This window comes from Pseudorhodoferax aquiterrae, assembly GCF_014652235.1.
GTDB lineage: Bacteria > Pseudomonadota > Gammaproteobacteria > Burkholderiales > Burkholderiaceae_C > Pseudorhodoferax > Pseudorhodoferax aquiterrae.
The window spans coordinates 198242-222879 of the sequence record NZ_BMYK01000004.1; the positions used below are offsets into that span (position 1 = coordinate 198242).

At 70.2% G+C, this 24638-nt stretch carries 24 protein-coding genes; 16 read left to right on the forward strand and 8 right to left on the reverse strand.

Going from position 1 to position 24638, the window contains the following annotated elements:
• The first annotated feature begins 1 nt into the window (after nucleotide 1).
• From fmt to IE209_RS08880, 4 genes are read left to right on the forward strand one after another with little or no spacing between them, the layout of a single operon-like run.
• Nucleotides 2-952, forward strand: a complete 951-nt coding sequence (gene fmt / locus IE209_RS08865; RefSeq protein WP_189686596.1) for a methionyl-tRNA formyltransferase — start codon at nucleotides 2-4, stop codon at nucleotides 950-952.
• The gene (locus tag IE209_RS08870; protein WP_189686597.1) at nucleotides 952-1692 is read left to right on the forward strand and encodes an AzlC family ABC transporter permease; all 741 of its coding nucleotides are present in this window, start codon (nucleotides 952-954) and stop codon (nucleotides 1690-1692) included. Before fmt ends, IE209_RS08870 begins: the two co-directional genes overlap by 1 nt.
• Nucleotides 1689-2030: an AzlD domain-containing protein gene (locus IE209_RS08875; protein WP_189686598.1), complete on the forward strand. Its 342-nt coding sequence runs from the start codon at nucleotides 1689-1691 to the stop codon at nucleotides 2028-2030. The genes IE209_RS08870 and IE209_RS08875 overlap by 4 nt, the downstream gene beginning before the upstream one ends.
• Before the next feature lie 51 nt (nucleotides 2031-2081).
• Nucleotides 2082-3275, forward strand: coding sequence for a phosphoglycerate kinase (locus IE209_RS08880; RefSeq protein ID WP_189686599.1), 1194 nt, complete (start codon nucleotides 2082-2084; stop codon nucleotides 3273-3275).
• On the opposite strand, the gene IE209_RS08885 is transcribed toward IE209_RS08880, so the two are convergent.
• Together IE209_RS08885 and IE209_RS08890 are read right to left on the reverse strand one after the other, a co-directional pair.
• The gene (locus IE209_RS08885) at nucleotides 3276-4214 is read right to left on the reverse strand and encodes a DUF3014 domain-containing protein (protein ID WP_189686600.1); all 939 of its coding nucleotides are present in this window, start codon (nucleotides 4212-4214) and stop codon (nucleotides 3276-3278) included.
• Nucleotides 4215-4283: 69 nt separating this feature from the next.
• The gene (locus tag IE209_RS08890) at nucleotides 4284-5384 is read right to left on the reverse strand and encodes a fatty acid desaturase (RefSeq protein ID WP_189686601.1); all 1101 of its coding nucleotides are present in this window, start codon (nucleotides 5382-5384) and stop codon (nucleotides 4284-4286) included.
• Between the two features lie 133 nt (nucleotides 5385-5517).
• Here IE209_RS08890 and pyk point away from each other — a divergent pair, with 133 nt between their 5' ends.
• The gene (pyk, locus tag IE209_RS08895) at nucleotides 5518-6966 is read left to right on the forward strand and encodes a pyruvate kinase (RefSeq protein ID WP_189686602.1); all 1449 of its coding nucleotides are present in this window, start codon (nucleotides 5518-5520) and stop codon (nucleotides 6964-6966) included.
• A 7-nt stretch (nucleotides 6967-6973) separates the two neighbouring features.
• Here the strand turns inward: pyk and IE209_RS08900 are convergent, their stop codons facing one another.
• A complete protein-coding gene (locus IE209_RS08900) occupies nucleotides 6974-7744 on the reverse strand; it encodes a DUF481 domain-containing protein (RefSeq protein WP_189686603.1) in 771 nt (256 codons plus the stop codon).
• Nucleotides 7745-8028: 284 nt separating this feature from the next.
• Between IE209_RS08900 and IE209_RS08905 the strand changes: the two genes are divergently transcribed.
• The 3 genes from IE209_RS08905 (at nucleotide 8029) to IE209_RS08915 (ending at nucleotide 12477) form a co-directional block, all read left to right on the forward strand.
• Nucleotides 8029-8916, forward strand: a complete 888-nt coding sequence (locus IE209_RS08905) for a fructose bisphosphate aldolase (RefSeq protein ID WP_189686604.1) — start codon at nucleotides 8029-8031, stop codon at nucleotides 8914-8916.
• Between the two features lie 119 nt (nucleotides 8917-9035).
• Nucleotides 9036-9932, forward strand: a complete 897-nt coding sequence (locus IE209_RS08910; RefSeq protein ID WP_189686605.1) for a phosphoribosylaminoimidazolesuccinocarboxamide synthase — start codon at nucleotides 9036-9038, stop codon at nucleotides 9930-9932.
• Nucleotides 9933-10080: 148 nt separating this feature from the next.
• Nucleotides 10081-12477, forward strand: coding sequence for a DUF6351 family protein (locus tag IE209_RS08915; protein ID WP_229882761.1), 2397 nt, complete (start codon nucleotides 10081-10083; stop codon nucleotides 12475-12477).
• 9 nt (nucleotides 12478-12486) lie between these two features.
• Here IE209_RS08915 and IE209_RS08920 read toward each other — a convergent pair whose 3' ends face one another.
• Nucleotides 12487-13455: a tetratricopeptide repeat protein gene (locus tag IE209_RS08920; protein ID WP_189686606.1), complete on the reverse strand. Its 969-nt coding sequence runs from the start codon at nucleotides 13453-13455 to the stop codon at nucleotides 12487-12489.
• Between the two features lie 35 nt (nucleotides 13456-13490).
• Here IE209_RS08920 and purE point away from each other — a divergent pair, with 35 nt between their 5' ends.
• The 4 genes from purE to IE209_RS08940 are packed head-to-tail and all read left to right on the forward strand — an operon-like array spanning nucleotide 13491 to nucleotide 17209.
• Nucleotides 13491-13982 carry a 5-(carboxyamino)imidazole ribonucleotide mutase gene (gene purE / locus IE209_RS08925; protein WP_189686607.1) on the forward strand — a complete coding sequence of 164 codons (492 nt, stop codon included), beginning with the start codon at nucleotides 13491-13493 and terminating at the stop codon, nucleotides 13980-13982.
• A complete protein-coding gene (locus IE209_RS08930; RefSeq protein ID WP_189686608.1) occupies nucleotides 13979-15163 on the forward strand; it encodes a 5-(carboxyamino)imidazole ribonucleotide synthase in 1185 nt (394 codons plus the stop codon). Before purE ends, IE209_RS08930 begins: the two co-directional genes overlap by 4 nt.
• A gap of 2 nt (nucleotides 15164-15165) precedes the next feature.
• Nucleotides 15166-16191 (forward strand): L-threonylcarbamoyladenylate synthase, encoded by a 1026-nt coding sequence (locus IE209_RS08935; protein WP_189686609.1) that lies wholly within the window; start codon nucleotides 15166-15168, stop codon nucleotides 16189-16191.
• Between the two features lie 52 nt (nucleotides 16192-16243).
• Nucleotides 16244-17209, forward strand: a complete 966-nt coding sequence (locus tag IE209_RS08940; RefSeq protein ID WP_189686610.1) for an SGNH/GDSL hydrolase family protein — start codon at nucleotides 16244-16246, stop codon at nucleotides 17207-17209.
• A 69-nt stretch (nucleotides 17210-17278) separates the two neighbouring features.
• On the opposite strand, the gene IE209_RS08945 is transcribed toward IE209_RS08940, so the two are convergent.
• Both IE209_RS08945 and dacB read right to left on the reverse strand, forming a co-directional pair.
• Nucleotides 17279-18415 (reverse strand): SGNH/GDSL hydrolase family protein, encoded by a 1137-nt coding sequence (locus IE209_RS08945; RefSeq protein ID WP_189686611.1) that lies wholly within the window; start codon nucleotides 18413-18415, stop codon nucleotides 17279-17281.
• A gap of 173 nt (nucleotides 18416-18588) precedes the next feature.
• On the reverse strand, nucleotides 18589-20031 hold the full coding sequence (gene dacB, locus IE209_RS08950; protein ID WP_189686612.1) for a D-alanyl-D-alanine carboxypeptidase/D-alanyl-D-alanine endopeptidase: 1443 nt from the start codon (nucleotides 20029-20031) through the stop codon (nucleotides 18589-18591).
• 40 nt (nucleotides 20032-20071) lie between these two features.
• Here dacB and tsaB point away from each other — a divergent pair, with 40 nt between their 5' ends.
• The 3 genes from tsaB to IE209_RS08965 are packed head-to-tail and all read left to right on the forward strand — an operon-like array spanning nucleotide 20072 to nucleotide 22138.
• On the forward strand, nucleotides 20072-20791 hold the full coding sequence (gene tsaB, locus IE209_RS08955) for a tRNA (adenosine(37)-N6)-threonylcarbamoyltransferase complex dimerization subunit type 1 TsaB (protein ID WP_189686613.1): 720 nt from the start codon (nucleotides 20072-20074) through the stop codon (nucleotides 20789-20791).
• The gene (gene rimI, locus IE209_RS08960) at nucleotides 20788-21258 is read left to right on the forward strand and encodes a ribosomal protein S18-alanine N-acetyltransferase (RefSeq protein WP_189686614.1); all 471 of its coding nucleotides are present in this window, start codon (nucleotides 20788-20790) and stop codon (nucleotides 21256-21258) included. Before tsaB ends, rimI begins: the two co-directional genes overlap by 4 nt.
• 13 nt (nucleotides 21259-21271) lie before the next feature.
• Nucleotides 21272-22138, forward strand: coding sequence for a uracil-DNA glycosylase (locus IE209_RS08965; protein ID WP_189686615.1), 867 nt, complete (start codon nucleotides 21272-21274; stop codon nucleotides 22136-22138).
• On the opposite strand, the gene IE209_RS08970 is transcribed toward IE209_RS08965, so the two are convergent.
• A complete protein-coding gene (locus IE209_RS08970; RefSeq protein WP_189686616.1) occupies nucleotides 22125-23018 on the reverse strand; it encodes a DMT family transporter in 894 nt (297 codons plus the stop codon). The genes IE209_RS08965 and IE209_RS08970 overlap by 14 nt on opposite strands.
• Nucleotides 23019-23062: 44 nt before the next feature.
• Between IE209_RS08970 and pyrF the strand changes: the two genes are divergently transcribed.
• Nucleotides 23063-23905, forward strand: coding sequence for an orotidine-5'-phosphate decarboxylase (gene pyrF / locus IE209_RS08975; protein WP_189686617.1), 843 nt, complete (start codon nucleotides 23063-23065; stop codon nucleotides 23903-23905).
• Nucleotides 23906-23908: 3 nt separating this feature from the next.
• On the opposite strand, the gene IE209_RS08980 is transcribed toward pyrF, so the two are convergent.
• Nucleotides 23909-24634 (reverse strand): LrgB family protein, encoded by a 726-nt coding sequence (locus tag IE209_RS08980; RefSeq protein WP_189686618.1) that lies wholly within the window; start codon nucleotides 24632-24634, stop codon nucleotides 23909-23911.
• Between the last annotated feature and the right edge of the window lie 4 nt (nucleotides 24635-24638).

The following is a 24638-nucleotide window of genomic DNA, read 5'->3' on the forward strand; positions in this document are numbered from 1 at the left end:
CATGCGCATCGTTTTTGCGGGCACACCCGAGTTCGCCCGGGTGGCCCTGGCGGCCCTGCACGCCCACGGTTTCGAGATTCCCCTCGTCCTGACCCAGCCCGACCGGCCCGCTGGCCGCGGCATGAAGCTGCAGGCCTCGCCGGTCAAGCAGTTCGCGCTGGAGCACGGCTGGCCCGTGGCCCAGCTGCGCAGCCTGCGCCTGGACGGCAAGTACCCCGATGACGCCGCCGCCGCGCGCGAGGCCTTGCTGGCTGCGCGGCCGGACGCCATGGTCGTCGCCGCCTACGGCCTGATCCTGCCCCAATGGGTGCTGGACCTGCCGCGCCTGGGCTGCCTGAACATCCACGCCAGCCTGCTGCCGCGCTGGCGCGGCGCGGCGCCCATCCACCGGGCCATCGAGGCCGGCGACGCCGAGAGCGGCGTGACCATCATGCAGATGGATGCCGGCCTGGACACCGGCGACATGCTCATCGACGAGTCGCTCGCCATCGGCGAGGACAGCACGGCCCAGCTGCACGACCGCCTGGCCGCGCTGGGCGGGCGCCTGGTCGTCGAGGCTTTGCGCCAGGCCGAGGCCGGCCGCCTGCAGCCCCGGCCGCAACCGGCCGACGGCATCACCTACGCCCACAAGATCGAGAAGTCCGAGGCACCGATCGACTGGCGCCTGCCGGCCGCGGCCATCGCGCGCCGCCTGCGCGCCTTCGACCCGTTCCCCGGCGCGACCACGGAGCTCGGCGGCGAGACGCTCAAGTGCTGGGCCGGCCGCGTGCTGCCCGAACCGACCGAGCAGCCGCCCGGCACCGTGCTGGCGGCCGACGCCGCCGGCCTGGCCGTGGCCACGGGCGAGGGCGTGCTGCTGCTGACCGAGTTGCAGCGTGCCGGCGGCAAGCGGCTGCCGGCCGCGGCCGTGCTGGCGGGCTTTGCCGTCCAGCGCGGCCAGGTGCTGGGCTGATGTTCTGGTCGGCCGAGATCCGGCGCCGGCCGGCGTTCGACGAGGCCTGGCGCGAGATGCTGCCCGTGGCCATGGGCATCGGTGCCTGGGGACTCATGACGGGCGTGGCCATGCTCAAGTCCGGCCTGTCGGTGGTCGAGGCCGTGGCCATGACGCTGCTGGTCTACGCCGGCAGCTCGCAGCTGGCGGCGCTGCCGCTGCTGGTCGCCGGCGCGCCGTTCTGGGTCATCCTGGCCACCGGCTTCTGCGTGAACCTGCGCTTCGTGGTGTTCAGCCTGCACCTGCGCCCGTACCTGCTGCACATGCCGCGCTGGCGCCGCCTGCTGCACGGCTACCTGACGGCCGACATGAGCTATGCGATGTTCACGCGCCGCTACCCCGCGCCCGGCACCACGCCGGCCGAGTTGCAGGCGCAGGAGGCCTTCCTGACCGGCGGCTACTGCGTGACCTGGATCGCCTGGATGGGCATGAGCCTCATCGGCATCGCGCTGGCCAACTTCATCCCCTCGCACTGGGGCCTGGGTTTTGCCGGCGTGCTGAGCCTGCTGGCCATCGTGTGCTCGATGGCCACCACGCGGCTGCGCATCCTGGCCGCGCTGATCGCCGCGGCCACGGCCGTGGCGGCCTACGCGCTGCCGCTCAAGCTCAACATCGTCGCAGGCATCGGCACGGCCGTGCTGGTCTGCTTCTGGCTCGAAAAGCAGCTGGGCCTGAACCCGGACGAGGAAGACGCCAAGTGAGCGGCACGACCGACCTGTGGACCCTGGCCGTCATCGTCGGCCTGGCCGGCATCACCGTGCTCACACGCTGCTTCTTCTTCATCCTGGACCGCCCCTGGGGGCTGCCCGACTGGGCGCACCGCGCGCTGCACTACGCGCCGGTGGCGGCGCTGGCCGCCGTGGTGCTGCCCGAGGTGGTGATGACGAATGGCCACTTCGTCAGCACCTGGCAGGACGCACGCCTGTACGCGGCCGTGGTCGGCGCGGCCTGGTACTTCTGGCGCGGCGGCGGCGTGCTGGGCACCATGCTGGTGGGCATGGCGGTGTACCTGCCATTGCACCTGGGGCTGGGCTGGTAGGGCTGGTTTCTACAATGGTCGGCTGTTGTCCACCATCCCTACCACTACACCATGAACGTTCTCCGCTTCTCCGACCTGTGTGCCCAAGGCAAGGCCGCCGGCCAGCGCGTCTTCATCCGCGCCGACCTCAACGTGCCGCAGGACGACGCCGGCAACATCACCGAGGACACGCGCGTGCGTGCTTCCGTGCCCTGCATCCGCATGGCGCTGGACGCCGGCGCGGCCGTGATGGTGACCTCGCACCTGGGCCGCCCGACCGAAGGCGCGTTCAAGCCCGAGGACTCGCTGGCCCCGGTGGCCAAGCGCCTGGGTGAATTGCTGGGCCGCGAGGTGCCGCTGGTCGCGAACTGGGTCGACGGCGTGCAGGTGCAGCCCGGCCAGGTCGTGCTGCTGGAGAACTGCCGCGTCAACAAGGGCGAGAAGAAGAACGACGAGGCGCTGGCGAAGAAGCTCGCCGCGCTGTGCGACATCTACGTGAACGATGCCTTCGGCACGGCCCACCGCGCCGAGGCCACGACCTACGGCATCGCCCAGTTCGCCAAGACCGCCAGCGCCGGCCCGCTGCTGGCGGCCGAGATCGACGCCATCACCAAGGCGCTGGCCAGCCCCAAGCGCCCGCTGATCGCCATCGTGGCCGGCTCCAAGGTCAGCACCAAGCTGACCATCCTGCAGTCACTGGCCAAGAACGTGGACGGCCTCGTCGTCGGTGGCGGCATCGCCAACACCTTCCTGCTGGCGGCCGGCCTGCCGATCGGCAAGAGCCTGGCCGAGCCCGACCTGGTCGGCGAGGCCAAGGCCGTGATCGAGGCCATGAAGGCGCGCGGCGCCGAGGTGCCGATCCCCGAGGACGTGGTCACGGCCAAGGCCTTCGCGGCCGACGCGCCGGCCACCGTCAAGGCCGCGGCCGACGTGGCGGCGGACGACCTGATCCTGGACATCGGCCCCAAGACCGCGGCCCGCCTGGCGGCCCAGCTCAAGGCGGCCGGCACCATCGTCTGGAACGGCCCGGTCGGCGTGTTCGAGTTTGACGCGTTCGCCAAGGGCACGGAGGCGATCGCGCGTGCCGTGGCCGAGAGCAGCGCGTTCAGCATCGCCGGCGGTGGCGACACGCTGGCGGCGATCGCCAAGTACGGCATCGAGAAAGATGTGGGCTACATCTCCACGGGCGGCGGCGCCTTCCTCGAAGTGCTGGAGGGCAAGACCCTGCCGGCCTTCGAGATCCTGTCCAGGCGCGCCGCCGGCTGATCAGCGCGGCGCCGAGGCCGCCGAGGCGGTCGATGGGGCCGGCGCCGAGAGCACCGGCGCGGTGGCTGCACCCGCGGCCACCAGCCGGCGCAGCTTGGTCAGCAGGGTCTTGGCCCGCTTGGCATTGGCCGGGCCCATGCGCACCAGCATCTTCTGGCCGGCCGACAGCGATTGCAGCTGCGGATCGGCGAACTCCCAGCGCACCCAGGGGCGCGGGTCGGCCACCTCGCCGCGCACCTCGAGCAGGCGCACGGCCAGCGGGCCCTGCGGTTCCGGGGCTTGCAACAGGTGGTCCAGCACGGCGACGAGCCGGTCGTTGAAGTAGCGGCCCGGGTAGCCCAGCTCCTCGTAGGCCTGCTGGAACAGCGGGTAGAGCCGGCCGTAGAGCTGCACCGCACGCTCCAGCGGAATGGCCTCGGCGAAGGACAGCAGCGCGCCATAGCGGCCGGCATTGGTCGGCGCGACGACGGCCTGTTCTCCCTCTCCCTGCACCAGGAAGCGCTGCGGTGTGGGCTGGACCGGCCACAGCCGGGCCGGCGCGCTGGCGCGCGGCAGGTTGTCCACGGTGGCGACCACCCGGCGCACGAAGCCGTCCGTCAGCAGCAGGGCCTGCACAGGGCCGCGGCCCAGCAACTCGACCAGGGCATCGGTGACCGCGCCGTCGGCCTCGGCCAGGGCGGGCAAGGGCTGGCCCTGGGGCTGCGGCACCTCGATGGGATGTTGCGGCCCGGAGGCCGCGGCCTGCGGCGGCGGGGTGCTGGCCGCGGGCTCCGCGGGAGCCGACACCACAGGCGCCGGTGCGGGCGGCGCCGGCTCGGCAGGCCGGCCCCAGAACCACCAGGCGCCACCGGCCGCCAGCGCGAGCGCCAGCAGCCCCAGCATCCAGGACGAACCCGATGCGCGGGGCGGGTGCAGGTCGCGGTGGTCGGGGGCGGGCATGCGGTTCCTTTCAGTGGCTGGCCCTGTGATCCTCGCACGGCCCGCGCGTTCCCCCTGCGCTGCCTGGGGTCAAGCCGCGATGGCGGCAGGGCGGCCCTGGAAGTCGGTCCAGCACTGGCGCGAGAAGTCGTACAGCTTGCAGGCCCGCGCGGTGGCGAAGTACCACTTCCACGAGAAACGCTGGACGATGATGCGCTCGGGCAGCAGTTGCTCGAGCACGGCCTGGGCCTCCTTGAGCTTGTACAAGGGGATGCTCATGTCCACGTGGTGCGCCGTGTGCTCCATGATGTGGTGGATCAGTGCGCCGATCCGCAGCGGGAAGGTCAGGTGCACGGTGGTCGAGACGAAGGGCTGGGCGCGCTGCCAGGCCGCCTTGTCGTCGTGCCACTTGACCTTCACGTGGGTGTGGTGGCCATAGATCACGAAGCCCATCATGTGGAACCAGAACACCATGGGCACGACGAAGCCCAGCAGCAGCACGCGCCAGACGGCCTGGTCGGTGGCCACGGCGCCGGCGACCAGCGCGGCGATCCACAGCGCCGCGAAGCCCGTCACGAGCAGGCAGTCGCGCGTGAAGACCGGCCGGTAGCTGTTGCCCATGCCGCTGCGGCGCGGGAACATCATCTTCTTCCACCAGATCTCCACCATGTAGTACAGACCCGGCCCCCAGCCGCTGCGGTAGATGCGCTCGCACAGCCGGCGCAGCGGCGGCATGGCGCGGTACTCGGCCTGCGTGGCCGGAGCCCACACGAAGTCCACGCCCTTGAGGTTGGTGAAACCGTGGTGCACCACGTTGTGGCCCATGTCCCACAGGCTGTAGGCCGTCAGCGAGGGCAGGAAGGCGATGCGGCCCAGCCAGCGGTTGAGCCGGCGGTGCGGCGTGAGGCTCTGGTGGCAGGCGTCGTGGCCGATGATGAACAGCCGGCCGATGACGAAGCCGGCCGCCAGCGCACTGGCCAGCTGCAGCCACCAGGTGGGCAACTGCACGGTGCCGGCGATGAGCGCGGCGAACAGCGCGAGGTCCAGCGCCAGCAGCCAGAGCGCGCGCAGCGTGCTGCGCTGGACGATGGGCGCCAGCCAGCCGCGGATCGTCTTGCGGTGCGGCAGCGGGGCGTCGGGCGCCAGCGGCGCGGGTAGTTCCGGCCGGGCCGGATCGAGAGGGCTTTGCATGAACGGAGCGGTGCGGTCGAACGAAAGGCCCGCACCGTAGCGCAGCCGCCGCGGCAGGGTTGTGATGGAGGTCAAAGCCGCGCTGATCTGTCGCACCGCCATGTGAGAATGGCCGCGACAAGGAGACTCACGCATGAGCACGACCCGACTTCCCCGCCACGCCACCAAGATCGTCGCCACCCTGGGCCCGGCCTCCAGCACGCCCGAGATGCTGGAGCAGATGATCGTCCACAAGGTCAGCGTGGTGCGCCTGAACTTCAGCCACGGTACCGCGCAGGACCACATCGCGCGCGCCGCCATGGTGCGCGAGGCCGCGCGCAAGGCCGGCCGCGAAGTGGCCATCATGGCCGACCTGCAAGGCCCCAAGATCCGCGTCGGCAAGTTCGCCGCGGGCAAGGTGCTGCTGGTGCCCGGCGAGAAGTTCGTGCTCGACGCGGCGCGCACCGAACTCGGCGACATCGACGGCGTGGGCCTGGACTACAAGGATCTGCCGCGCGACGTCAAGGCCGGCGACCGGCTGCTGCTCAACGATGGCCTGATCGTGCTGGTCGTCGATGCCGTCAAGGGCGAGCAGGTGCACACCACCGTCAAGCTGGGCGGCGAGCTGTCCAACAACAAGGGCATCAACAAGGAAGGCGGCGGCCTGACCGCGCCGGCGCTGACGGCCAAGGACATGGAGGACATCAAGACCGCCATGAGCTTCCAGGCCGACTACGTGGCAGTGAGCTTCCCCAAGAACGCCACCGACATGGAGATGGCGCGCCAGCTGTGCAACGTGGCCGGCGCCGAGAGCGGGCACAAGCCCGGCATGATCGCCAAGATCGAACGTGCCGAGGCCATCCCCAAGCTCGAGGAGATCCTGCGCGCCAGCGACGGCATCATGGTCGCGCGCGGCGACCTGGCGGTGGAGGTCGGCAACGCCGCCGTGCCGGCGCTGCAAAAGAAGATGATCCGCATGGCCCGCGACATGGACAAGGTGGTCATCACGGCCACGCAGATGATGGAGTCCATGATCACCAACCCGGTGCCCACGCGCGCCGAGGTCAGCGACGTGGCCAACGCCGTGCTGGACGGCACGGACGCGGTGATGCTGTCGGCCGAGACGGCCTCGGGCCGCTACCCGCTGGAAACCGTGATGGAGATGAGCCGCATCTGCGAGGCCGCCGAATCGGCCGAGGACAAGCAGCTGGACGCCGACTTCAGCGGCCGCAACTATTCGCGCATCGACCAGTCCATCGCCATGGGCGCGCTGTTCACGGCCCATCACGTGGGCGCCAAGGCCATCGTGGCGCTAACGGAATCGGGCTCGACCTCGCTGTGGATGAGCCGGCACCGCGCCCACATCGCCATGTACGCGCTGACCTCGCGCCTGGCCACGCAGCGCAAGCTGGCGCTGTACCGCAACGTGCGCCCGCTGCTGATGGACGCCCACACGGACCGCGACACGGCGCTGGAGCAGGCCGAGGCCCACCTCAAGAAGCGCGGCATCGTGCAGACGGGCGACGTCTACACCATCACCTGCGGCGAGCCCATGGGCGCCCCGGGCGGCACCAACATGCTCAAGATCTGCGTGGTGCGGTAAAGGCGCGTCAGTCGAAGCGGAACGACACGCCGGTCACGAACATGGCGTCGGTCTTCTTCACGCCCACGCCAGGGTCGCTGTTGTAACGCACGCTGAGGCCAGCCGTGAGGTTCATGGACTGGGTCATGGCCACGGTGACGTTGGTGTCGAAGCTGGCGCGGTATTCGCCCGTGTCGCGCAGGTTCGGGTAGAGCGCCAGGCGCTGCCGCAGGCTGGTGGTCTGCGTGAGCTTGTGGTTGGATTCCTCGGCCAGCACCAGTTCGAGCCGGCCATAGCCGTCGCGCACGCTGCCGTCGATTTCGGTCGGCTCGATGAAGCGGTCGCGGCTGTACCCCAGGCCGCCCGACACGTCGAAGGTGGTTTGTTCGTTCTTGATCACGTGGTAGCCCACGCCCGAGGCCACCGACAGGCGCGAGGACAGGTTGGCCAGCTTGTCGCGCAGCGCATCGGCCGAGCCGAAGCCGAACCACACTGGCGTGAGGTCGCGGGTGTACTGCGTGCCGAGCGCGAAGCGCTCGGTCTGCGTCTCGCCGTCGCTGTGGGCGTAGGCGGCCTGGCCCAGGAAGGTCCATTTGTCGATCGCGCTCACGCGTGCGGCCTCGCCGGTCAGATTGAGGCTGACCGATTCGTTGTTGCCGGTGGCGGCGTTGGCGCCCGCCGTGAACAGGTAGCGCCACTTGTTGTCCGGCTTGAGCGTGACCTGGGCGCTGGCCAGAAGCGGTGCTGCGAGCAGCGCGGCCATGGCGGCGTGACGGAGCGGGAGACGGATGGGCGGCATCGGAAAAATCCTCCTGGCGAAAAAGAAAGAGCGCGGGGCGCGCTCGGGTCCGCCAATGGTGTGCGGTGCAGCAATCGGGGTTCGCGGTCATTTCTGACACCGGCTTTCGATCGCGCGCCTGTCCGACAAGGGCGCGGCGCGCGGTCTGTCGCGAATGTCGGTTACGGTCTGGTTACCAGCGGCGACGCTCGGGTTTCACCCGATCCGGTGGGCCATCCCCCTACAATTCCGCGGTTTTGTGCATCCCGCCGCCCCGGCTTCCCCATCCCAAGAAGGTGTCACCAGTGAATCAGGAACAACTGAACAAAGTCTCCACCGGCAACGGTTTCATCGCCGCCCTGGACCAGAGCGGCGGCAGCACGCCCAAGGCGCTCAAGCTCTACGGTGTCGAGGAATCCGCCTACAGCGGCGAAGCGCAGATGTTCGACCTGGTCCACGCGATGCGTAACCGCATCGTTACCAGCCCGGCCTTCGACGGCCGCCGCGTGCTGGGTGCCATCCTGTTCGAAATGACCATGGACCGCCAGTTCGACGGCATCGACGCCGCGACCTACCTGTGGGAGAAGAAGCAGGTCGTGCCCTTCCTGAAGGTCGACAAGGGCCTGGCCGAAGAAGCCGACGGCGTGCAGCTCATGAAGCCCATGCCCGAGCTCGACGCCCTGGTGGCGCGCGCCGTCAAGAAGGGCATCTTCGGCACCAAGATGCGCTCGGTCATCAACAGCGCCAATGCCAAGGGCATCGACGCCGTGCTGGACCAGCAGTTCGCCGTCGGCCTGCAGATCCTCAAGGGCGGCCTGATGCCCATCATCGAGCCCGAAGTCAACATCAAGGCCACCGACAAGAAGGAAGCCGAGGCCCTGCTCAAGGCTGGTTTCCTCAAGCGTCTGGACGCGCTGCCGGCCGACGCCAAGGTCATGCTCAAGCTGACCATCCCGACGGTGGACGGTTTCTACACCGAGCTCGTCAAGCACCCCAAGGTCGTGCGTGTGGTGGCCCTGTCGGGCGGCTACAGCCGCGACGAGTCCAACGCCATGCTGGCCAAGAACCCCGGTGTGATCGCCAGCTTCAGCCGCGCGCTGACCGAAGGCCTGTCGGCCCAGCAGTCCGACGCCGAATTCAACGGCGCGCTGGACGCAGCCATCGAATCGATCTACAAGGCCTCCATCGCCTGAGCGGCGACTGCGCCCAGTCCAAGGCCGCGGCATCCGCGGCCTTTTTTCTGGGCGCCCGGCGTCGTGGACAATCGCCGGCGACCTGTGTTCCGACTTTCCGATCCCTCGCGGCCTGTACCATGATTTCTGCCCTGCACACCTCCAAGCTGACCTCCCTGCCGCTGCTGGCCCGCGGCAAGGTGCGCGACAACTACGCCGTCGGCACCGACCGCATCCTGATGGTGGCCAGTGACCGCATCAGCGCCTTCGACGTGATCATGGGCGAGCCCATCCCCGGCAAGGGCGCGTTGCTGACGCAGATGGCGCTGTACTGGTTCGACCAGTTGGGCCACCTGTGCCCCAACCACCTGACGGGCGATGCGCCCGAGAGCGTGGTGGCGCCCGAGGAGGTGGAGCAGGTGCGCGGCCGGGCCATGCTGGTCAAGCGCCTCAAGCCCATTCCGGTCGAGGCCGTGGTGCGCGGCTACCTGGCCGGCAGCGGCTGGAAAGAGTACCAGGAAGGCCAGGCCGTCTGCGGCGTGCCGCTGCCGGCGGGCCTGCAGAACGCGAGCCAGCTGCCCGCGCCCATCTTCACGCCGGCCTACAAGGCCGAGGCCGGCGCCCACGACGAGAACATCACCTTCGAGAAGGTCGTGGAAATCGTCGGGCCCGAGCTGGCCGCCAAGATCCGCGACACCAGCATTGCGATCTACCAGGCCGCCTGCGAGATCGCCAAGGCCAAGGGCATCATCATCGCGGACACGAAGTTCGAGTTCGGCCTGGACGAGGCCGGCACGCTGCACCTCATGGACGAGGTGCTGACCCCCGATTCCTCGCGCTTCTGGCCGGCCGAAAGCTGGCAGGAAGGCAGCAACCCGCCCAGCTACGACAAACAGTTCGTGCGCGACTGGCTGGAATCGGTGCGCATCAACGGCAAGCCCTGGGACAAGACGCCGCCGGCGCCGCGCCTGCCGCGCGAGGTGATCGAGAAGACGGCCGCCAAATACCAGGAAGCCTGGCAGCGCCTGAACGCCTGATCCGCGCCGTGCACCATCGGGGTGCACCCTGATGCCGTGCCGCGCCGCCCGGCTTAGTCTGCGCCCTGCGCCCCGGTGTCCGGGGTGTGCGGCAGCGCCGGTGGCCACCGGCGCGCGCCCGCTCACAAGATGCGCGGAGGAGACCACGATGGAACTGCGGATGATGGCGGCGGCTTGGGGCGCCGCCCTGGCGCTGCTGGCCGGCTGCGGCGCCGGCGACGGCGGCACGACGGCCGAGGTGACGGCCCGTGCCCAGGGACAGGGCCGGGGGGCGGGCGAGGTGCGCCTGCGCGTGCTGTCCAGCGCGCCCGAGCAGGTCAGCGGCGGCGATGCGCGCATCGCCGTCCAGGCGCCCCCGGGCCTGCGCGACAAACTGGAGCTCTGGCTCAACGGCGTGCGGCTGGATCTGGCGCTGGATCCGACCGAGGATGGCCTGCAAGGGGTGGTGCGCGGGCTCGTGCCCGGCGCCAACCAGCTCGAAGTGCGCCACCGCAGCGGCGCGGGCCAGCCGCGCGACCGGTTGACGCTGACCAACTACCCGATCACCGGCCCGATCTTCACCGGTCCGCAGCAGCAGCCCTTCGTCTGCACCAACAACCAGGGCGCGGTCGGCCGCGAGCCGCTGGTCGACAGCGCCGCCCCGCCCGGCTATCCGGTGCGCGACGCCCAGGGCCAGTTGCTGGGCTATAGCCGCGACTGCTCGATCCCGACCCTGGTCCGGTACTTCTACCGCAGCACCGCCGGCAGCCTGCAGCCCTGGCCCGCCAACGGCCAGCGGCCGACCGACCTGGCGCAGACCACGCTGGCCGACGGCCGGCGCGTGGACTTCATCGTGCGCCGCGAGCTCGGCAGCATCAATCGCTTCCTCTACAGCATCGCCATGCTCGCGCCGGCGCCGCAGGCCGACAGCGCGGCCCAGGACGACACCAGCTTGTGGAACCGCAAGCTGCTCTACTGGTTCCAGGGCGGGGTGGCGATCGGCCACAGCCAGGGCACGGTCCACGGCGGCTCGATGAACCTGGAAGTCCTGGGCAAGGGCTGGGCCATCGTGCACTCCAGCGGCAACAACACCGGCACCCACTACAACATGAACCTGGCGGGCGAGACCGCGCTGATGACCAAGGAGCGCTTCATCGAGCGCTACGGCGTGCCCCTGTACACGGTCGGCCTGGGCGGCTCGGGCGGTGCCATCCAGCAATACCTGATCGCGCAGAACCATCCGGGCGTGCTCGACGGCCTGCTGCCGGTGCAGAGCTACCCGGACATGGTCACGCAGACCATCCACGTCGGCGACTGCGAGTTGCTGGAGCACTACATGGACGCGACCGACCGCGCCAACCCCAAGTGGCGGGTCACGAAGAACCGGAGCTGGCTGGTCGGCATGAACGCCGAGGAAAACCCGCCCGGCGGCCCCAACGCGCGGGTCAACGACGCCCTGGCACCGCTCAAGACCGCACTGGGCTACAGCACGGCCGTCGGCTCCACCGAGTGCGTACCGGCCTGGCGCGGCCTGACCCCGCTGGCCATGAACCCTTGGTACGGCCAGGCGCCCAACCAGCAGCTGTACGTGCCGCAGAGCGACATCGCGGCGATCCGCTGGACCCATTACGACGACCTGCGCAACGTCTACGGCGTGGACGCCACCGGCGCGGCGCGCCCGACCTGGGACAACGTGGGCGTGCAGTACGGCCTGAACGCGCTGCGCGCGGGCCACATCACGCCGGCCGAGTTCCTGGACTTGAACTGGAACGTAGGCGGCTGGAAGCAACCCAGCGAGATGGTGCAGGAAGGCTTCCCGTTCTTCGGCACCGGTGCGGCCGAGGTCAACAAGGCCATGACGCAGCCGGGCTACTTCGACCCCTGGAGCCGGCGCAACATGCGCCTGGGCAGCGCGGCCGCGCCGGCACCGCGCACCAGTGGCGATCCCATCGCCATGCGCGCCGCCTACAGCTCGGGCCACGTCTTCCGCGGCCGGATCGGCGTGCCGACCATAGACCATCGCCAGTACATGGAACGCGAGCTGGACATGCACAACGCCCACCAGTCGTTCGCCGTGCGCCGCCGCGTGCAGCAACAGGGCGGCGGCGACGAGCTGGTCGTGTGGTTCACCGACACCCGCCCCGGCGTGCCCAAGGCCAGCCTGAGCATGCAGGCCCTGGACGTGATGGACCGCTGGCTGGAGCGGCTGCGGTCCAACCCGCAGCTCGGCATCGCCGGCAGCAAGCCGGACGACGCGGTGGACGCCTGCTTCGACCTGCAGGGCCAGCGCCTGCATGCGGGCGCGGGGGTCTGGAGCGGCATCCTGGACGGGCAGGCGGCGGGCGCGTGCACCCAGGCCTTCCCGCTCTACGGCACCTCCCGCACGGTGGCCGGGGCGCCGATCGAAGGCGGCATCTACCGCTGCGCGCTCAAGCCGGTGGCGCAGGCCATCGCCGATGGCAGCTACGGCGGCTGGCAGCCCAGCGCCGAGGAGCGGGCGCGGCTGGAGCGCATCTTCCCCGAGGGCGTGTGCGACTACAGCCGGCCCGACCAGGCGCGGCCCTGAGCGCGGCCTTCAGTTCAGCGCCATGCTGAGCTTGCGGCGGTAGCTGGAGACCAGCGCCGCCTGCGGGTCTTCCACCATCGCGGCCTTGCCCATCAGTTCGATGCCGCCCGCGGTCTTGCCGGCGGCATCGGCCGCGGCCTTGGGCTTGGGCGGGGTCAGCAGTTCCAGGATGGCGATGTAGGTCTTGCGCGGCAGCTCGTCGCTCCACTTCTTGTCGCGCATGACGATCTCCAGCAGCTCGTCCATGGCGGCCGTGAGTTCGCCGCGCGCCAGCAGCACACGGCTCTTGGCCAGGCGCAGGTCGAAGTCGCGCTTGTTCTCGGCGATCTTGGCGTCGAACTGCTCCACGCTCCAGTCGCGGCGCGGGTCGGCCGCCACGGCCTCGAGCGCCGCGCGCCACTGGGCCAGGGCCTCGAAGCGCAGTTGCACCGGGATCTGCACCAGTGCCGGTTGCAGCGCGGCGCCGGCTTCCTCGAGGTGGCCGGCGGAGATCAGCAGCTTGACGTAGTCGTAGCGCGCATCGTCGTTGGCCGGGTTCACGGCCAGTGCCTCCTGCAGCTTGGCCAGGGCCGCGTCGGCGTCGCCGGACTGCAGCAGCTCCTGGGCCTCTTCGGCATCGTCGGCGCTGGCCAGTTCGTCCTCGCCCGGCACATGCTTGTCCAGGAACTCGCGGATCTGCGCCTCGGGCACGGCGCCGACGAAGCCGTCCACCGGCTGGCCGCCCGAGAACATCACGCAGAACGGGATGCTGCGCACGCCGAACATCTGGCTCAGCTGCTGGGCGATCTGCGGCACCTTGTCGGCGTCGAGCTTGGCCAGCAGGAAGCGGCCGTCGTAGTCGCGCTCGAGTTTTTCCAGCACCGGACCCAACTGCTTGCAGGGGCCGCACCACTCGGCCCAGATGTCCAGCAGCACGGGCTGCTGCAGGGAGGCTTCGATCAGGTCGGCCTGGAAATTGTCGAGGGTGATGTCAATCATCGGGAGAACCTGGGGGTGAAAAGTAAAATTGCGCGATGAGCGCAGTTCAAATCGGAATTGTCATGGGCTCCAGCAGCGACTGGGACACCATGCAGCATGCGGTGGGGATTCTCCAGCAATTCGGCATCGCACACGAAGCCAGGGTGGTCTCGGCCCACCGCATGCCGGACGAGATGTTCGCCTATGCCGAGGCCGCTGCCGGCCGTGGCCTGGCGGCCATCATCGCGGGCGCGGGCGGTGCCGCCCACCTGCCCGGCATGCTGGCCGCCAAGACCACGGTGCCCGTGCTGGGCGTGCCCGTGGCCAGCAAGCACCTGCAGGGCGTGGATTCGCTGCACAGCATCGTGCAGATGCCCAAGGGCATCCCGGTGGCCACCTTCGCGATCGGCGTGGCCGGCGCCGCCAACGCCGCGCTGTTCGCGGTCGCCATGCTGGCTGTGAACGACCCGGCGCTGCGCGGCAAGCTCGACGCCTTCCGCGCCGAGCAGACCGCGGCCGCCCAGGCCATGAGCTTGCCGCCGGTATGACGCAGGCCCCCTTGTTGCCCGGCGCCACCCTGGGCGTGATGGGCGGCGGCCAGCTGGGCCGCATGTTCGTGCACGCGGCGCAGAGCATGGGCTACTTCACGGCCGTGCTGGACCCGGATGCGTCCAGCCCTGCCGGACGCGTGAGCCACCACCATGTGCAGACCGATTACCTGGATGCCCAGGGGCTGGCCGAGCTGGCGCGCCTCAGCGACGCCATGACCACGGAGTTCGAGAACGTGCCTGCGCCCGCGCTGGCGCAGCTCGCGGCGCAGCGGCCGGTGGCGCCCGCGGCCGAGGCCGTGGCCATCGCGCAGGACCGCAGTGCCGAGAAGGCGCACTTCACGCGCATCGGCGTGCCGTGCGCACCCTATGCCGTGATCACCGACCCGGCCTCGCTCGACCAGGTCAGCGCCGGCCTGTTGCCCGGCATCCTCAAGACCGCCCGCCTGGGCTACGACGGCAAGGGCCAGGTGCGCGTGCGCACGCGCGAGGAACTCGTGGCGGCCTGGGAACGGCTGCAGCGCGTGCCCTGCGTGCTGGAGCAGATGCTGCCGCTGGCCGACGAATGCTCGGTCATCGTGGCGCGTGGCCGCGACGGCGCCATGGTGCATTTCCCGGTGCAGCACAACCTGCACCGCGAAGGCATCCTGGCCGTGACCACGGTGCACGAAGGCGTGCTGCCGGCCGCCACCTGCGAGAAGGCCGTTGCCGCTGCGCGTGCCGTGGCCGAGGGCCTGGCCTACGTGGGCGTGCTGTGCGTGGAGTTCTTCGTGCTGCAGGACGGCAGCCTGGTCGTCAACGAGATCGCGCCGCGGCCGCACAACAGCGGCCACTACAGCATCGACGCCTGCGATGTCTCGCAATTCGACCTGCAGGTGCGCACGCTGGCCGGCCTGCCCTTGGTCGCCCCGCGCCTGCACAGCCCCAGCGTCATGCTCAACCTGCTCGGCGACCTGTGGTTCGACGCCAATGCGCAGCGTGCCCAGGCCAGTGCCGAGGCCGTGACGCCGCCCTGGGATGCGGTGCTGGCCCTGCCCGGTGTGCACCTGCACCTGTACGGCAAGCTCAAGGCCGCGCGGGCCCGCAAGATGGGGCACCTGACGGTGACGGGCGCCACGCCCGAGGCCGTGCGCGCCACCGCGCTGCAGGCCGCCGCCATCCTGGGCATCGCGCCGTTCTGACCATGATCCTCGCTGCAGCCGATCCCGGCGCCATCGCGCGCGCAGCCCAGACGCTGGCCGCTGGCGAATTGCTGGGACTGCCGACCGAAACCGTGTACGGCCTGGCGGCCGATGCCGGCAACGATGCGGCCGTGGACAAGATCTACGCCGCCAAGGGCCGGCCGGCCGATCACCCGCTGATCGTGCATGTCGCGCCCAGCGATGCCGGCGGCCTGCCGCCCGCGCTGGCGCATTTCGCGCAGGACTGGCCGGCCTGGGCCGAGGCCTTGATCCGCGCCTTCTGGCCCGGCCCGCTCACGCTGATCCTGCCGCGCCGCGCCGCCGTGGGTGCCAAGGCGGCCGGCGGGCAGGACTCGATCGGCCTGCGCTGCCCTTCGCACCCGGTGGCCCAGGCGGTATTCCGCGCTGCCGCCGAACTCGGCGTCGTCGGCGTGGCCGCGCCCAGCGCCAACCAGTTCGGCCGCGTGAGCCCGACCACGGCCGCGCACGTGGCCTCGGAGTTCGGCGACGACCTCCTGGTGCTGGACGGTGGCGCCTGCGATGTGGGCATCGAATCGACCATCGTCGACGCCACGCGCGGCGTGCCCGTGCTGCTGCGCCCGGGCGGCATCAGCCGCGAGCAGATCGAGGCCGTCTGCGGCCAGCCCGTGCGCGGCAAGGACGAGCTGGCAGCCGACCCGCGCGCTTCAGGCACGCTGGCTGCGCACTACGCGCCGCACGCCAGCGTGCGCCTGATGGACGCGGCCGCCTTGCAGGCCGCGCTGCAGGTGCTGGGCACGGAGCTGGACGACGCCGTGGACGCCACGCCCACCGTGGCGGTCTACGCGCGCACGGCGCTGCGCAGTGCATCGCGCCGCGTGCTCGTGCGGCGCATGCCCGCCGACCCTGTGGACGCGGCGCGCGAGCTGTTCGCCGTGCTGCGCGCGCTCGACGCGACCGGCGTGCGCCTGATCTGGGTGGAAACGCCGCCGTCCGATGACGCGTGGGCGGGTATACGTGACCGTTTGCAACGCGCAGCGGCCGCCTGAGCGCGAGGCCGCCTGCACCGTACACTCCCGGCAACTTTTTCTGGAGAGACCGATGAGTCGAATTTCCTGGCGGCGTGCTGTGGCCGCCCTGGCCCTGGGTGCCTCTGCCGTGTTGCTGAGTGCCTGCGGCTCGAGCAGCACGGAATCGCAGCTGCAGCCGGCGCGCCTGCTCGTGTTCGGCGATGCCTTTTCCGATGTGGGCCAGACCGGTGCCAGATACACCGTGAACGACGGCACGACCAACCACTGGCTGCTGCAGTTGGCCAGCGACTACGGGCGCACCCTGACGCCGTCGGCCAGCGGCGGAACGGGCTATGCCCGGGTCGGGGCGCGAATTGCAGGCAAGCCCGGAGTGACGGGCGACGCGACGACCTTGACAGTGACGGAGCAGGTGGACGCTTTTGTGGCAGGCGGGGGAACCTTCGCTTCGGACGACCTGGTCATCCTGAGCGGCGGCATGTCGGATGCGCTGTTCGAGGCCAAGGCCTTCCTGGCTGGGACCCAGACGGCGGACACGGCAGTCGCCAATGCGCGGGCTGCGGGCACCGCGCTGGCCAACCTCGCAAAACGCCTGGTGGATGCAGGCGCCAAGCAGGTCGTGGTCGTCGGTGCGATCAACCTCGGCATCACGCCCTGGGGCCAGGCGACGGGCCAGTACGATACGCTGAACGCGATCAGCCGCAACGTCAACGACGCCTTCCTGATCGACTCGGTGAACCTGGGCCTCGGGAGCAATGTGCTGTACGTCGATGCACCGTACTACTTCAACATCGCCGCGGAGGATCCGGGCAATTTCTCCATGAACAATTCCAAGGGCGTGGCGTGCACCTCGGTGGATGCAGGCGTCGGCATCGGCATCGGCGCGGGTGAAGTCAACTCGGCGCTGTGCACGACGAGCACCATCGCGTCCGGCGTCAGCTACAACAGCTACATGTTCGCGGACAAGCTGTATGTGACGCCCAACCTGCAGCGCTTGTTCGGTACCTACGCGTACGACCGCATCCGCAACCGGTGGTAGACACGCACCTGCCTGCAAAAAACAAAGAGCCCCTCGGGGCTCTTTGTCGTTGGAGGGTTCAGCGAACGTTCAGAGCCAGCCTTTTTCCTTGAGCGCCGCCAGCGCCATGTCGCGGATCAGGGTGTGGCCATAGGGTGTGGGGTGCACTGTGTCGGCGAACAGATAGCGCGCGGAGTTCGCCACCACCGTTGCCGTCGTACAGGTCAACGAGGGAGCCAGGAAGCCCGGTGCATTCGGGAAGGTGTTGGTGCAGGCCGGCGTGCTGGTGTTGGTGAGGCCGAATGCAGCAGGCGTGACCGAGTGCTGGGAATTTTGGGCGTAGAAGTCGACTTGCAAGACTTCAGCCGTGCCGTCCAGGCCGGCCTTGAGTGCGGCGTTGAACGCGAGCGTCATGGTGTCGACCAACTGCTGCGAGCCTGGCATGGCCTCTTCCGCGCCGACGGCCTCCGGCGTCTTGCTAATATTGGGCAGGTTCAAGACCACGACGCGTTTGGCACCCTTGGCGACGATCTGGTTCTTGATCAGGGTGGCCAGTTCCGTACCTGCTTGCGTCAATGCGCCAACGGCTTGGGCTCCTGCGGCTTGCGAGGCGGCGACGACTTGGTCGGGCGAGGTGGCGGTCGCGGTTGCTGCTGCGATGGCTGCCGCGACTTCGTCGGTCGCCACGAACACATCATTGGCCCCGGCCAGGACGGTCACCAGTTCTTTGCCTGTGAAGCTGCCGCCCGAAGCGGCGAGGTGGTTGGCGATCTGCGTGGCGACGGGAACGGTCAGTTGGCCCAGCTGACCCTGGAATTGGGCCTGCTCGGTCGGAATCTGCAGCAAAGCCTTGTTCCAGGGACCCACCGGATTCGTGACCCGCGAGCCGCCTTGGCCATAGGCCGTGCAGCCGGCATGGGAGGTGGTCGGCGCCGCCAACCCCGCGAAGATGCCGCTGGCCTCCAGCCCGGTCAGCGCAGCACAAGGCGCCTGCAAGCCCAATTCGACCGAGAGTTGCTCGATCCAGATCTCGTTGCCGCCGCCGTTGACGGTGTACTTGCCGCCGCCCAGGCTGGCGATGCCCGGCGTCTTGTAGCTGCCCACGTCGGACAGGCTGTCGCCAAACGACACCAGCCTGCTATAGGTCGGCTCGTTGTCATCGCCGCCACCGCAGGCGGCCAATGCCAGCGCCGTCACCACGGCCAGAGAGGTCTTCTTCAAATGCATGGGATTCCTTTCGTCGGCTTGAATGCAGGCAGTCCGGCAGGTGAGGGAACCCGCTCACAAAATTTACAGCCAGACACGCTTGAGCGGCCGATTTTTGAACGAAATGCCATGCGAGTCGACCAAAGAAGGTGTGCAAATTCCCTTGTCATCGGGCGTTTGCATGCAGTAGGTCGTCAGCGCTCGTCTTCGGCGGTCCATTCCAACAGCGCGTCCAGCGCCGGCCGCGCGGCCGGCGCGTTGACGTGGTTGACCATGGCGACCACTACGTAGCGCTGGCCGCTGCGGCCGCGCACGTAGCCGGCGACGGACGCCACGTCGCGCAGCGAGCCGGTCTTGAGCCAGGCGTTGCCGACCACGCTCACGAGCCCGCGCTCGCGCATGCGTTCGGTCGTGCCGTCCACGCCGGCGAGCGACAGCGACTGCAGATAGGTGGCGGCCTCAGCATGGCGGCTGGCGCGCGCCAGCATGCGCGCCAGCGCGCTGGCTGTGATGCGCTCGTCGCGGCTGAGGCCCGCGCCGTTCTCGAGCACCGGGGCCGGTGTGGCGCTGCCGACGAAGCGGCGCCACCAGGCGGCGATGGCCGCACGCCCGTCTTCCATGCGGGCCGGCAGGTGGCGCTGGGCCGCCAGCGTCAGCAGCAACTGCTGGGCCATCACGTTGTTGCTGCGCTTGTTGACGTCGGCGATCACCTCGGCCAGTGGCAGCGACGGGGCCTCCAGCAGCAAGCGCGCGTCGGGCGGCCGGCGGCCCTGCCGGGCGCTGCCGTCGAGTTGGCTGCCGGCAGCGCGGAACAGGGCCAGCAGCGCGCGCTGCGCATAGCTGGCCGGCTCCACGTAGGCCACGGCCCAGTCACGCTCGCCGCAGCGGGCGGGGTAGGTGCCTTGCAACTGCACGGCGTTGGGATCGGAGAAATCGGCCTGCAGCATGCTGCGCCAGTCGCCGCAGGCCTGGCTGCGCGCCAGCGGCACGGCGTCCGGCACGGCCACGCCGGTCAGCGGCGGCTCGCTCGTCACCAGCGCCGTGCCGTCGGCCTGCGGCGTGAAGCGCAGGATCAGCGCCTTGAAGTTGACCAGCAGCCCGTCCGGCGCGACGTTGTAGGGGCGCAGCGGCTCGTTGTCGAAGGCGGCCGGGTCGTGCGCCGGCATCTCGAAGACGCTGTTGTCCAGCACCATGTCGCCGCGCACCTGGCGCACGCCGGCCGCCTGCAGCGCGCGGAAGGCGCTGTCCACGCGCTCGAGCACGAGCTTGGGGTCGCCGCCGCCTTCGATGTAGAGGTTGCCCTGCAGCACGCCGTCGGCCACCGGTCCGTCGGCGTAAAAGCGCGTCTTCCAGGTGTAGCCGGGGCCGAGCTGGTCCAGCGCGGCCAGCGTGGTCACCATCTTCATGACCGAGGCCGGGTTCATGGCCGCATCGACACGGTGGGCCAGCCGTGGCGCGGCATCGTTCAGAGGCTGTACGAGGAAGGCCGCGGCGTCGCGCGGTACCTTGGCCTGGGCGAGGGCCGTGGCCACGGCCGGGGGCAGCGGGCGCTCGGCACCGGGCGGGGCAGCCCCGCTGGACAGGCTCAACATCCAACCCGCCAGCAGCGGGACCAGCCGGGAGAAGGGCGACCACATGGCGCGCGAGTCTACCGGCGGCCCATCGATAATCCCGGCCATGCACCCCGATTCCTCCAGAGCGCGCCTGCTGGCGTTCGACACCAGCACCGAACACCTGTCGGTGGCGGTCTGCGATGGTGCGCGCGTGCTGGAGTGCAGCGGCCCCGGCGGCGCACAGGCGTCCACCACGCTGCTGCCCATGGTGCTGGACCTGCTGCGCCAGGCGGGCCTCGCACTCGCACAGCTCGATGCCATCGCCTTCGGCTGCGGGCCGGGTTCGTTCACGGGCCTGCGCACGGCCTGTTCGGTGGCCCAGGGTCTGGCGTTCGGCACGCGGGCCCAGCACGCCGAAGGTGTGCCATTGCTGCCGGTCGACACGCTGCTGGCCGTGGCCGAAGAGGCGCGGCAGCTGGCGGGTGCGACAAACATCGTGGCCGCGCTGGATGCGCGTATGGACGAGGTCTATGCCGGCCGCTACCGCTTCGAACACGGCCGCTGGCTGCAGCACGGCGATTTCGAACTGCTCGCTCCGCAGGCGCTGACCGTGCCCGATGGCTGGACGCTGGCCGGCAATGCGGGCGCGGTCTATGGCGACAGGCTCGCCGGCGCGCCAGGCGTGGCCGCGCTGCCGCTGGCCACCGCCATGCTGCGTGTCGCGCCACAGCTGCTGGCCGAAGGCGCGGCCGTGCGCGCCGAGGCCGCGCTGCCCCGCTACGTGCGCAACAAGGTCGCCAAGACCACCGCCGAACGCATGGCCGAGAAGGCGGCTGCCCCATGAGCGCGCTGCCCGAACGCACGGGCGAGGCCCGTTTCGAGCCCATGACCGAGGACTGGCTGGCGGCCGTGGTCGCCATCGAGCAGCAGGCCTACACCCATCCCTGGACGCGCCGCAACTTCCAGGATGCCCTGGCCTCCGGCTACCAGGCCCAGGTGCTGCTGGGCGATGCCGAGGTGCTGGGCTACTTCATCGCGATGAAGGGCGTGGACGAGGTGCACCTGCTCAACATCACCGTGGCGCCCGCGCACCAGCGCCGCGGCTGGGCCCGCGTGATGCTCGACGCGCTGTGCCTGTGGGCGCGTGGCCAGCGTGCGCAGTGGCTCTGGCTCGAGGTGCGCGTGAGCAACCTGCGCGCGTTCCAGATCTATGCCGCCTACGGTTTTCGGCGCGTGGGCCTGCGCAAGGGCTATTACCCCGAGTCGACCTTCAAGCGCGAAGACGCCATCGTCATGAGTCTGCAACTGTGAGCGCGCACCGCTGATGGCCCTGGAACTCGATGCGCGCCAGCGCGCGATGCTGGAAGAGATGCATGTGCGCGTCTGGTGGCCGCAGGCCCCGGCCCCGGCGGAGCCGGCTGCGGCCCAGGCCGAGGCCGTCGCCGCACCCGTGGCGCCGCCGCCCATGGCTGCGCGGCCTGCGCCAGCCGTGGCCGCGCCGGCGCCCGTGGTGGCGGCCACGCCCCGGCCCGCGGTGGCGCCCGCCGCCGACGATGGCCGCGCGGCCGCCATCGCCGCCATGGACTGGACGGCGCTGCAGCAGTCCGTGTCCGGCTGCGAGGCCTGCAAACTCTGCGGCACGCGCAAGAACACCGTGTTCGGCGTGGGTCCCGCGGTGCCGCAAGCCGAGGCGCCGCCGCGCGTGGACTGGCTGATCGTCGGCGAGGCGCCTGGCGAGCAGGAAGACCTGCGTGGCGAGCCCTTCGTCGGCCAGGCCGGCAAGCTGTTGGACAACATGCTGCGCGCCGTCGGCGTGAGCCGGCATGGCGAGGTGCGGGGCGCACAGGCGGCCTTCATCGTCAACGTGCTCAAGTGCCGTCCGCCCGGCAACCGCAACCCGGCGCTGGACGAGGTGGCGCAGTGCGAGCCCTATCTCAAGCGCCAGATCGCCCTGTTGCAGCCCAAGATCATCCTGGCCGTGGGCCGTTTTGCCGTGCAGTCGCTGCTGGCAGGCAGCGTGCCCGACGTGCAGACCCAGCCGCTGGGCCGGCTGCGCGGCAAGGTCTACCGCTACGAGGCCGTGCCCGTGGTCGTGAGCTACCACCCGGCCTATCTGCTGCGCAGCCTGCCCGAGAAGGCCAAGGCCTGGGCCGACCTGTGCCTGGCCATGGAGACCGTCAAGAGCCTGTGACGGCGGGCCGCGCGGGCCACAGCACCGAGGCGATGGCCAGCACCATGAGGCCCATCGCGGCCCAGTCCTGCCAGTGCAGCGATTCGCCCAGCCACCAGGCGCCGCTGAACACGCCGAGGATGGGGATCAGCATCACGCCCAGCGTGGAGGCCACGGGCGGCAGCGCCCGCGCCAGCGAGAACCAGACCACCTGCGCCGCCGCGAAGATCAGCACGCCGTTGTAGAGGATGGCGCCCCAGATGGCCGGCGTCGGAGCCATCCAGCGTTCGTGCTCGAACAAGAGGGACAGCAGGCTCATGATGCAGGCGCTCATGGCCGTCATCCAGAACACCAGCGCGGGCGTGGAGACCGGAATGGTGTGGCGCCGCATCTTCTGCGTGCCGACGGCCCATGTCGCTGCACCCACCAGGGCCAGCAGCACACCCAGCGGCCGGCCCGCCATGTTGGACAGCTCGTGCCAGAGCAGCAGCAGCACGCCCAGCGCCGCGGCGGCGACGCCGGCCCAGGCGCGCGCACGCAACCGCTCGCCGAAGAACAGCGCCCCGAACACGGCCGAGAAGATCGGCATCGAGTAACCGAGGATGGCCGCGCGCCCGCTGGACAGCGCCTGCACCGCCAGCACCATCAGCGCGTGCCAGACGAACATGTTGGTCACGCCGAGCCAGAACAGTTCGCCCCAGTACCTGCGCGACACGGCGAGCGGCTGGCGCAGCACCAGCAGGCCCAGGCCCAGCAACGGCACGCCGACCCACAGCGAGATGACGCGGAAGGTGATGGCCGGGTAGCCCGTCACGCCGATCTTCATGACCGGCCAGTTCAGTCCCCAGACCAGGGTGAGCGCCACCAGCATGGCGGCTTGTCTCTTGCTCAATGCCTGCATAGGCGGCCGATGGTAGCGGGCGGCCGGTTCGTAAAATCGGCGCCATGACCTTCCTCGACATGCTGCGCGGTGCCGAGCAGCGCAACGCCTCGCTGCTCTGTGTGGGCCTGGACCCCGACCCGGCCCGTTTCCCGGCCACGCTGCGCGGCGACGCCAGCCGCATCCACGACTTCTGCGCCGCCATCGTCGATGCCACAGCCGACCTCGCGATCGCCTTCAAACCGCAGATCGCCTACTTCGCCGCGCACCGCGCCGAAGACCAGCTCGAACGTCTGATCGGCCACATTCGCCGCGCTGCGCCGCATGTGCCCGTGATCCTGGACGCCAAGCGCGGCGACATCGGTTCCACCGCCGAGCAGTACGCCGTCGAGGCCTTCGAGCGCTACGGTGCCGATGCGGTCACGCTGTCGCCGTTCATGGGCTTCGATTCGGTCGAGCCCTACCTGCGCTACGAAGGCAAGGGCGCCTTCCTGCTGTGCCGTACCTCCAACCCGGGTGGCGACGACCTGCAGAACCAGCGTCTGGCCGGCGTCGAGGGCGAGCCACGCCTGTACGAGCACGTCGCAGGCCTGGCGCAGGGCCCCTGGAACCGCAATGGCCAGCTCGGCCTGGTTGTCGGCGCGACCTATCCGTCGGAGCTGGAGCGCGTGCGCGCGCTGGCACCCTCGGTGCCGCTGCTGATCCCGGGCGTGGGCGCGCAAGGCGGCGATGCCGTGGCCACGGTGCGCGCGGCCTGGCGCGGCGATGCGGCGCAGACCACGGGGCCGGTGGTCGTCAGCTCCTCGCGCGCGATCCTGTACGCGTCCGCGGGCGAGGACTTCGCCGCCGCGGCGCGGCGGGAAGCCCAGCGCACGCGCGACGTGCTGCACGCTGCGCGCGGCGTCTGAGCGTCAGAGCCAGCGGAAGGCCAGCGGAATCAGCAGCGAGGCCAGCACCACCTGCAGGCCCAGCGCCAGCCCGGCATAGGCGCCTGCATCGGCATCGACCTGCAGCGCGCGGGCCGCGCCGATGCCGTGGGCGGCCGTGCCGAGCGCGAAGCCGCGGGCGCGCATGCCGGCCGGGTCGCGCGCGATGCGCAACCCGTCGAACAGGTACTTGCCGCTCAACGCACCCACGAGCCCTGTGATCACCGCGAACACGGCCGACAGCGCGGGAATGCCGCCGATGGCTTCGGCCACGCCCATGGCCACGGGCGCGGTGACCGACTTGGGCGCCAGCGACAGCACCACCTCGTTCGGCAGCTCGAGCGCCCGGCCCAGCAGCACGGCCGTGGCGCAGGCCGCACCACCGCCGGCCAGGGCGGCCAGCAGCAGCCGACTCCAGCGCTGGCGCAGTTCGCCGCGGCGCTGCCACAGCGGCCATCCCAGCGCCACCACGGCCGGCCCGAGCAGGAAGTGGATGAACTGCGCACCCGCGAAGTAGGTGGGGTAGGGCAGCCGCGTGAGCAGCAGCACGGCACCGATGCAGACCACGCTCCACAGCACCGGGTTGGCCCAGGGCGCATGGCCCAGCCGCGCGTAGGCGGCCTGGGCCAGCACGTAGACAACGAGCGTGGCCGTCAGCCCGAACAGCGGCGTGGCGGACAGGTAGACCCAGAGTTCGACGAACTGCGCCATGGCT

What these genes read in the sequence shown, in the direction of transcription:
- IE209_RS08970 (WP_189686616.1), bottom strand. Translation starts at nt 23,018, where the DNA reads ATGCAGGCATTGAGCAAGAGACAAGCCGCCATGCTGGTGGCGCTCACC.
- tsaB (WP_189686613.1), top strand. Translation starts at nt 20,072, where the DNA reads ATGCACCCCGATTCCTCCAGAGCGCGCCTGCTGGCGTTCGACACCAGC.
- IE209_RS08980 (WP_189686618.1), bottom strand. Translation starts at nt 24,634, where the DNA reads ATGGCGCAGTTCGTCGAACTCTGGGTCTACCTGTCCGCCACGCCGCTG.
- rimI (WP_189686614.1), top strand. Translation starts at nt 20,788, where the DNA reads ATGAGCGCGCTGCCCGAACGCACGGGCGAGGCCCGTTTCGAGCCCATG.
- IE209_RS08910 (WP_189686605.1), top strand. Translation starts at nt 9,036, where the DNA reads ATGATTTCTGCCCTGCACACCTCCAAGCTGACCTCCCTGCCGCTGCTG.
- pyk (WP_189686602.1), top strand. Translation starts at nt 5,518, where the DNA reads ATGAGCACGACCCGACTTCCCCGCCACGCCACCAAGATCGTCGCCACC.
- IE209_RS08885 (WP_189686600.1), bottom strand. Translation starts at nt 4,214, where the DNA reads ATGCCCGCCCCCGACCACCGCGACCTGCACCCGCCCCGCGCATCGGGT.
- fmt (WP_189686596.1), top strand. Translation starts at nt 2, where the DNA reads ATGCGCATCGTTTTTGCGGGCACACCCGAGTTCGCCCGGGTGGCCCTG.
- IE209_RS08930 (WP_189686608.1), top strand. Translation starts at nt 13,979, where the DNA reads ATGACGCAGGCCCCCTTGTTGCCCGGCGCCACCCTGGGCGTGATGGGC.
- IE209_RS08965 (WP_189686615.1), top strand. Translation starts at nt 21,272, where the DNA reads ATGGCCCTGGAACTCGATGCGCGCCAGCGCGCGATGCTGGAAGAGATG.
- IE209_RS08890 (WP_189686601.1), bottom strand. Translation starts at nt 5,384, where the DNA reads ATGCAAAGCCCTCTCGATCCGGCCCGGCCGGAACTACCCGCGCCGCTG.
- pyrF (WP_189686617.1), top strand. Translation starts at nt 23,063, where the DNA reads ATGACCTTCCTCGACATGCTGCGCGGTGCCGAGCAGCGCAACGCCTCG.
- IE209_RS08915 (WP_229882761.1), top strand. Translation starts at nt 10,081, where the DNA reads ATGGAACTGCGGATGATGGCGGCGGCTTGGGGCGCCGCCCTGGCGCTG.
- purE (WP_189686607.1), top strand. Translation starts at nt 13,491, where the DNA reads ATGAGCGCAGTTCAAATCGGAATTGTCATGGGCTCCAGCAGCGACTGG.
- IE209_RS08880 (WP_189686599.1), top strand. Translation starts at nt 2,082, where the DNA reads ATGAACGTTCTCCGCTTCTCCGACCTGTGTGCCCAAGGCAAGGCCGCC.
- dacB (WP_189686612.1), bottom strand. Translation starts at nt 20,031, where the DNA reads ATGTGGTCGCCCTTCTCCCGGCTGGTCCCGCTGCTGGCGGGTTGGATG.
- IE209_RS08940 (WP_189686610.1), top strand. Translation starts at nt 16,244, where the DNA reads ATGAGTCGAATTTCCTGGCGGCGTGCTGTGGCCGCCCTGGCCCTGGGT.
- IE209_RS08935 (WP_189686609.1), top strand. Translation starts at nt 15,166, where the DNA reads ATGATCCTCGCTGCAGCCGATCCCGGCGCCATCGCGCGCGCAGCCCAG.
- IE209_RS08900 (WP_189686603.1), bottom strand. Translation starts at nt 7,744, where the DNA reads ATGCCGCCCATCCGTCTCCCGCTCCGTCACGCCGCCATGGCCGCGCTG.
- IE209_RS08870 (WP_189686597.1), top strand. Translation starts at nt 952, where the DNA reads ATGTTCTGGTCGGCCGAGATCCGGCGCCGGCCGGCGTTCGACGAGGCC.
- IE209_RS08920 (WP_189686606.1), bottom strand. Translation starts at nt 13,455, where the DNA reads ATGATTGACATCACCCTCGACAATTTCCAGGCCGACCTGATCGAAGCC.
- IE209_RS08945 (WP_189686611.1), bottom strand. Translation starts at nt 18,415, where the DNA reads ATGCATTTGAAGAAGACCTCTCTGGCCGTGGTGACGGCGCTGGCATTG.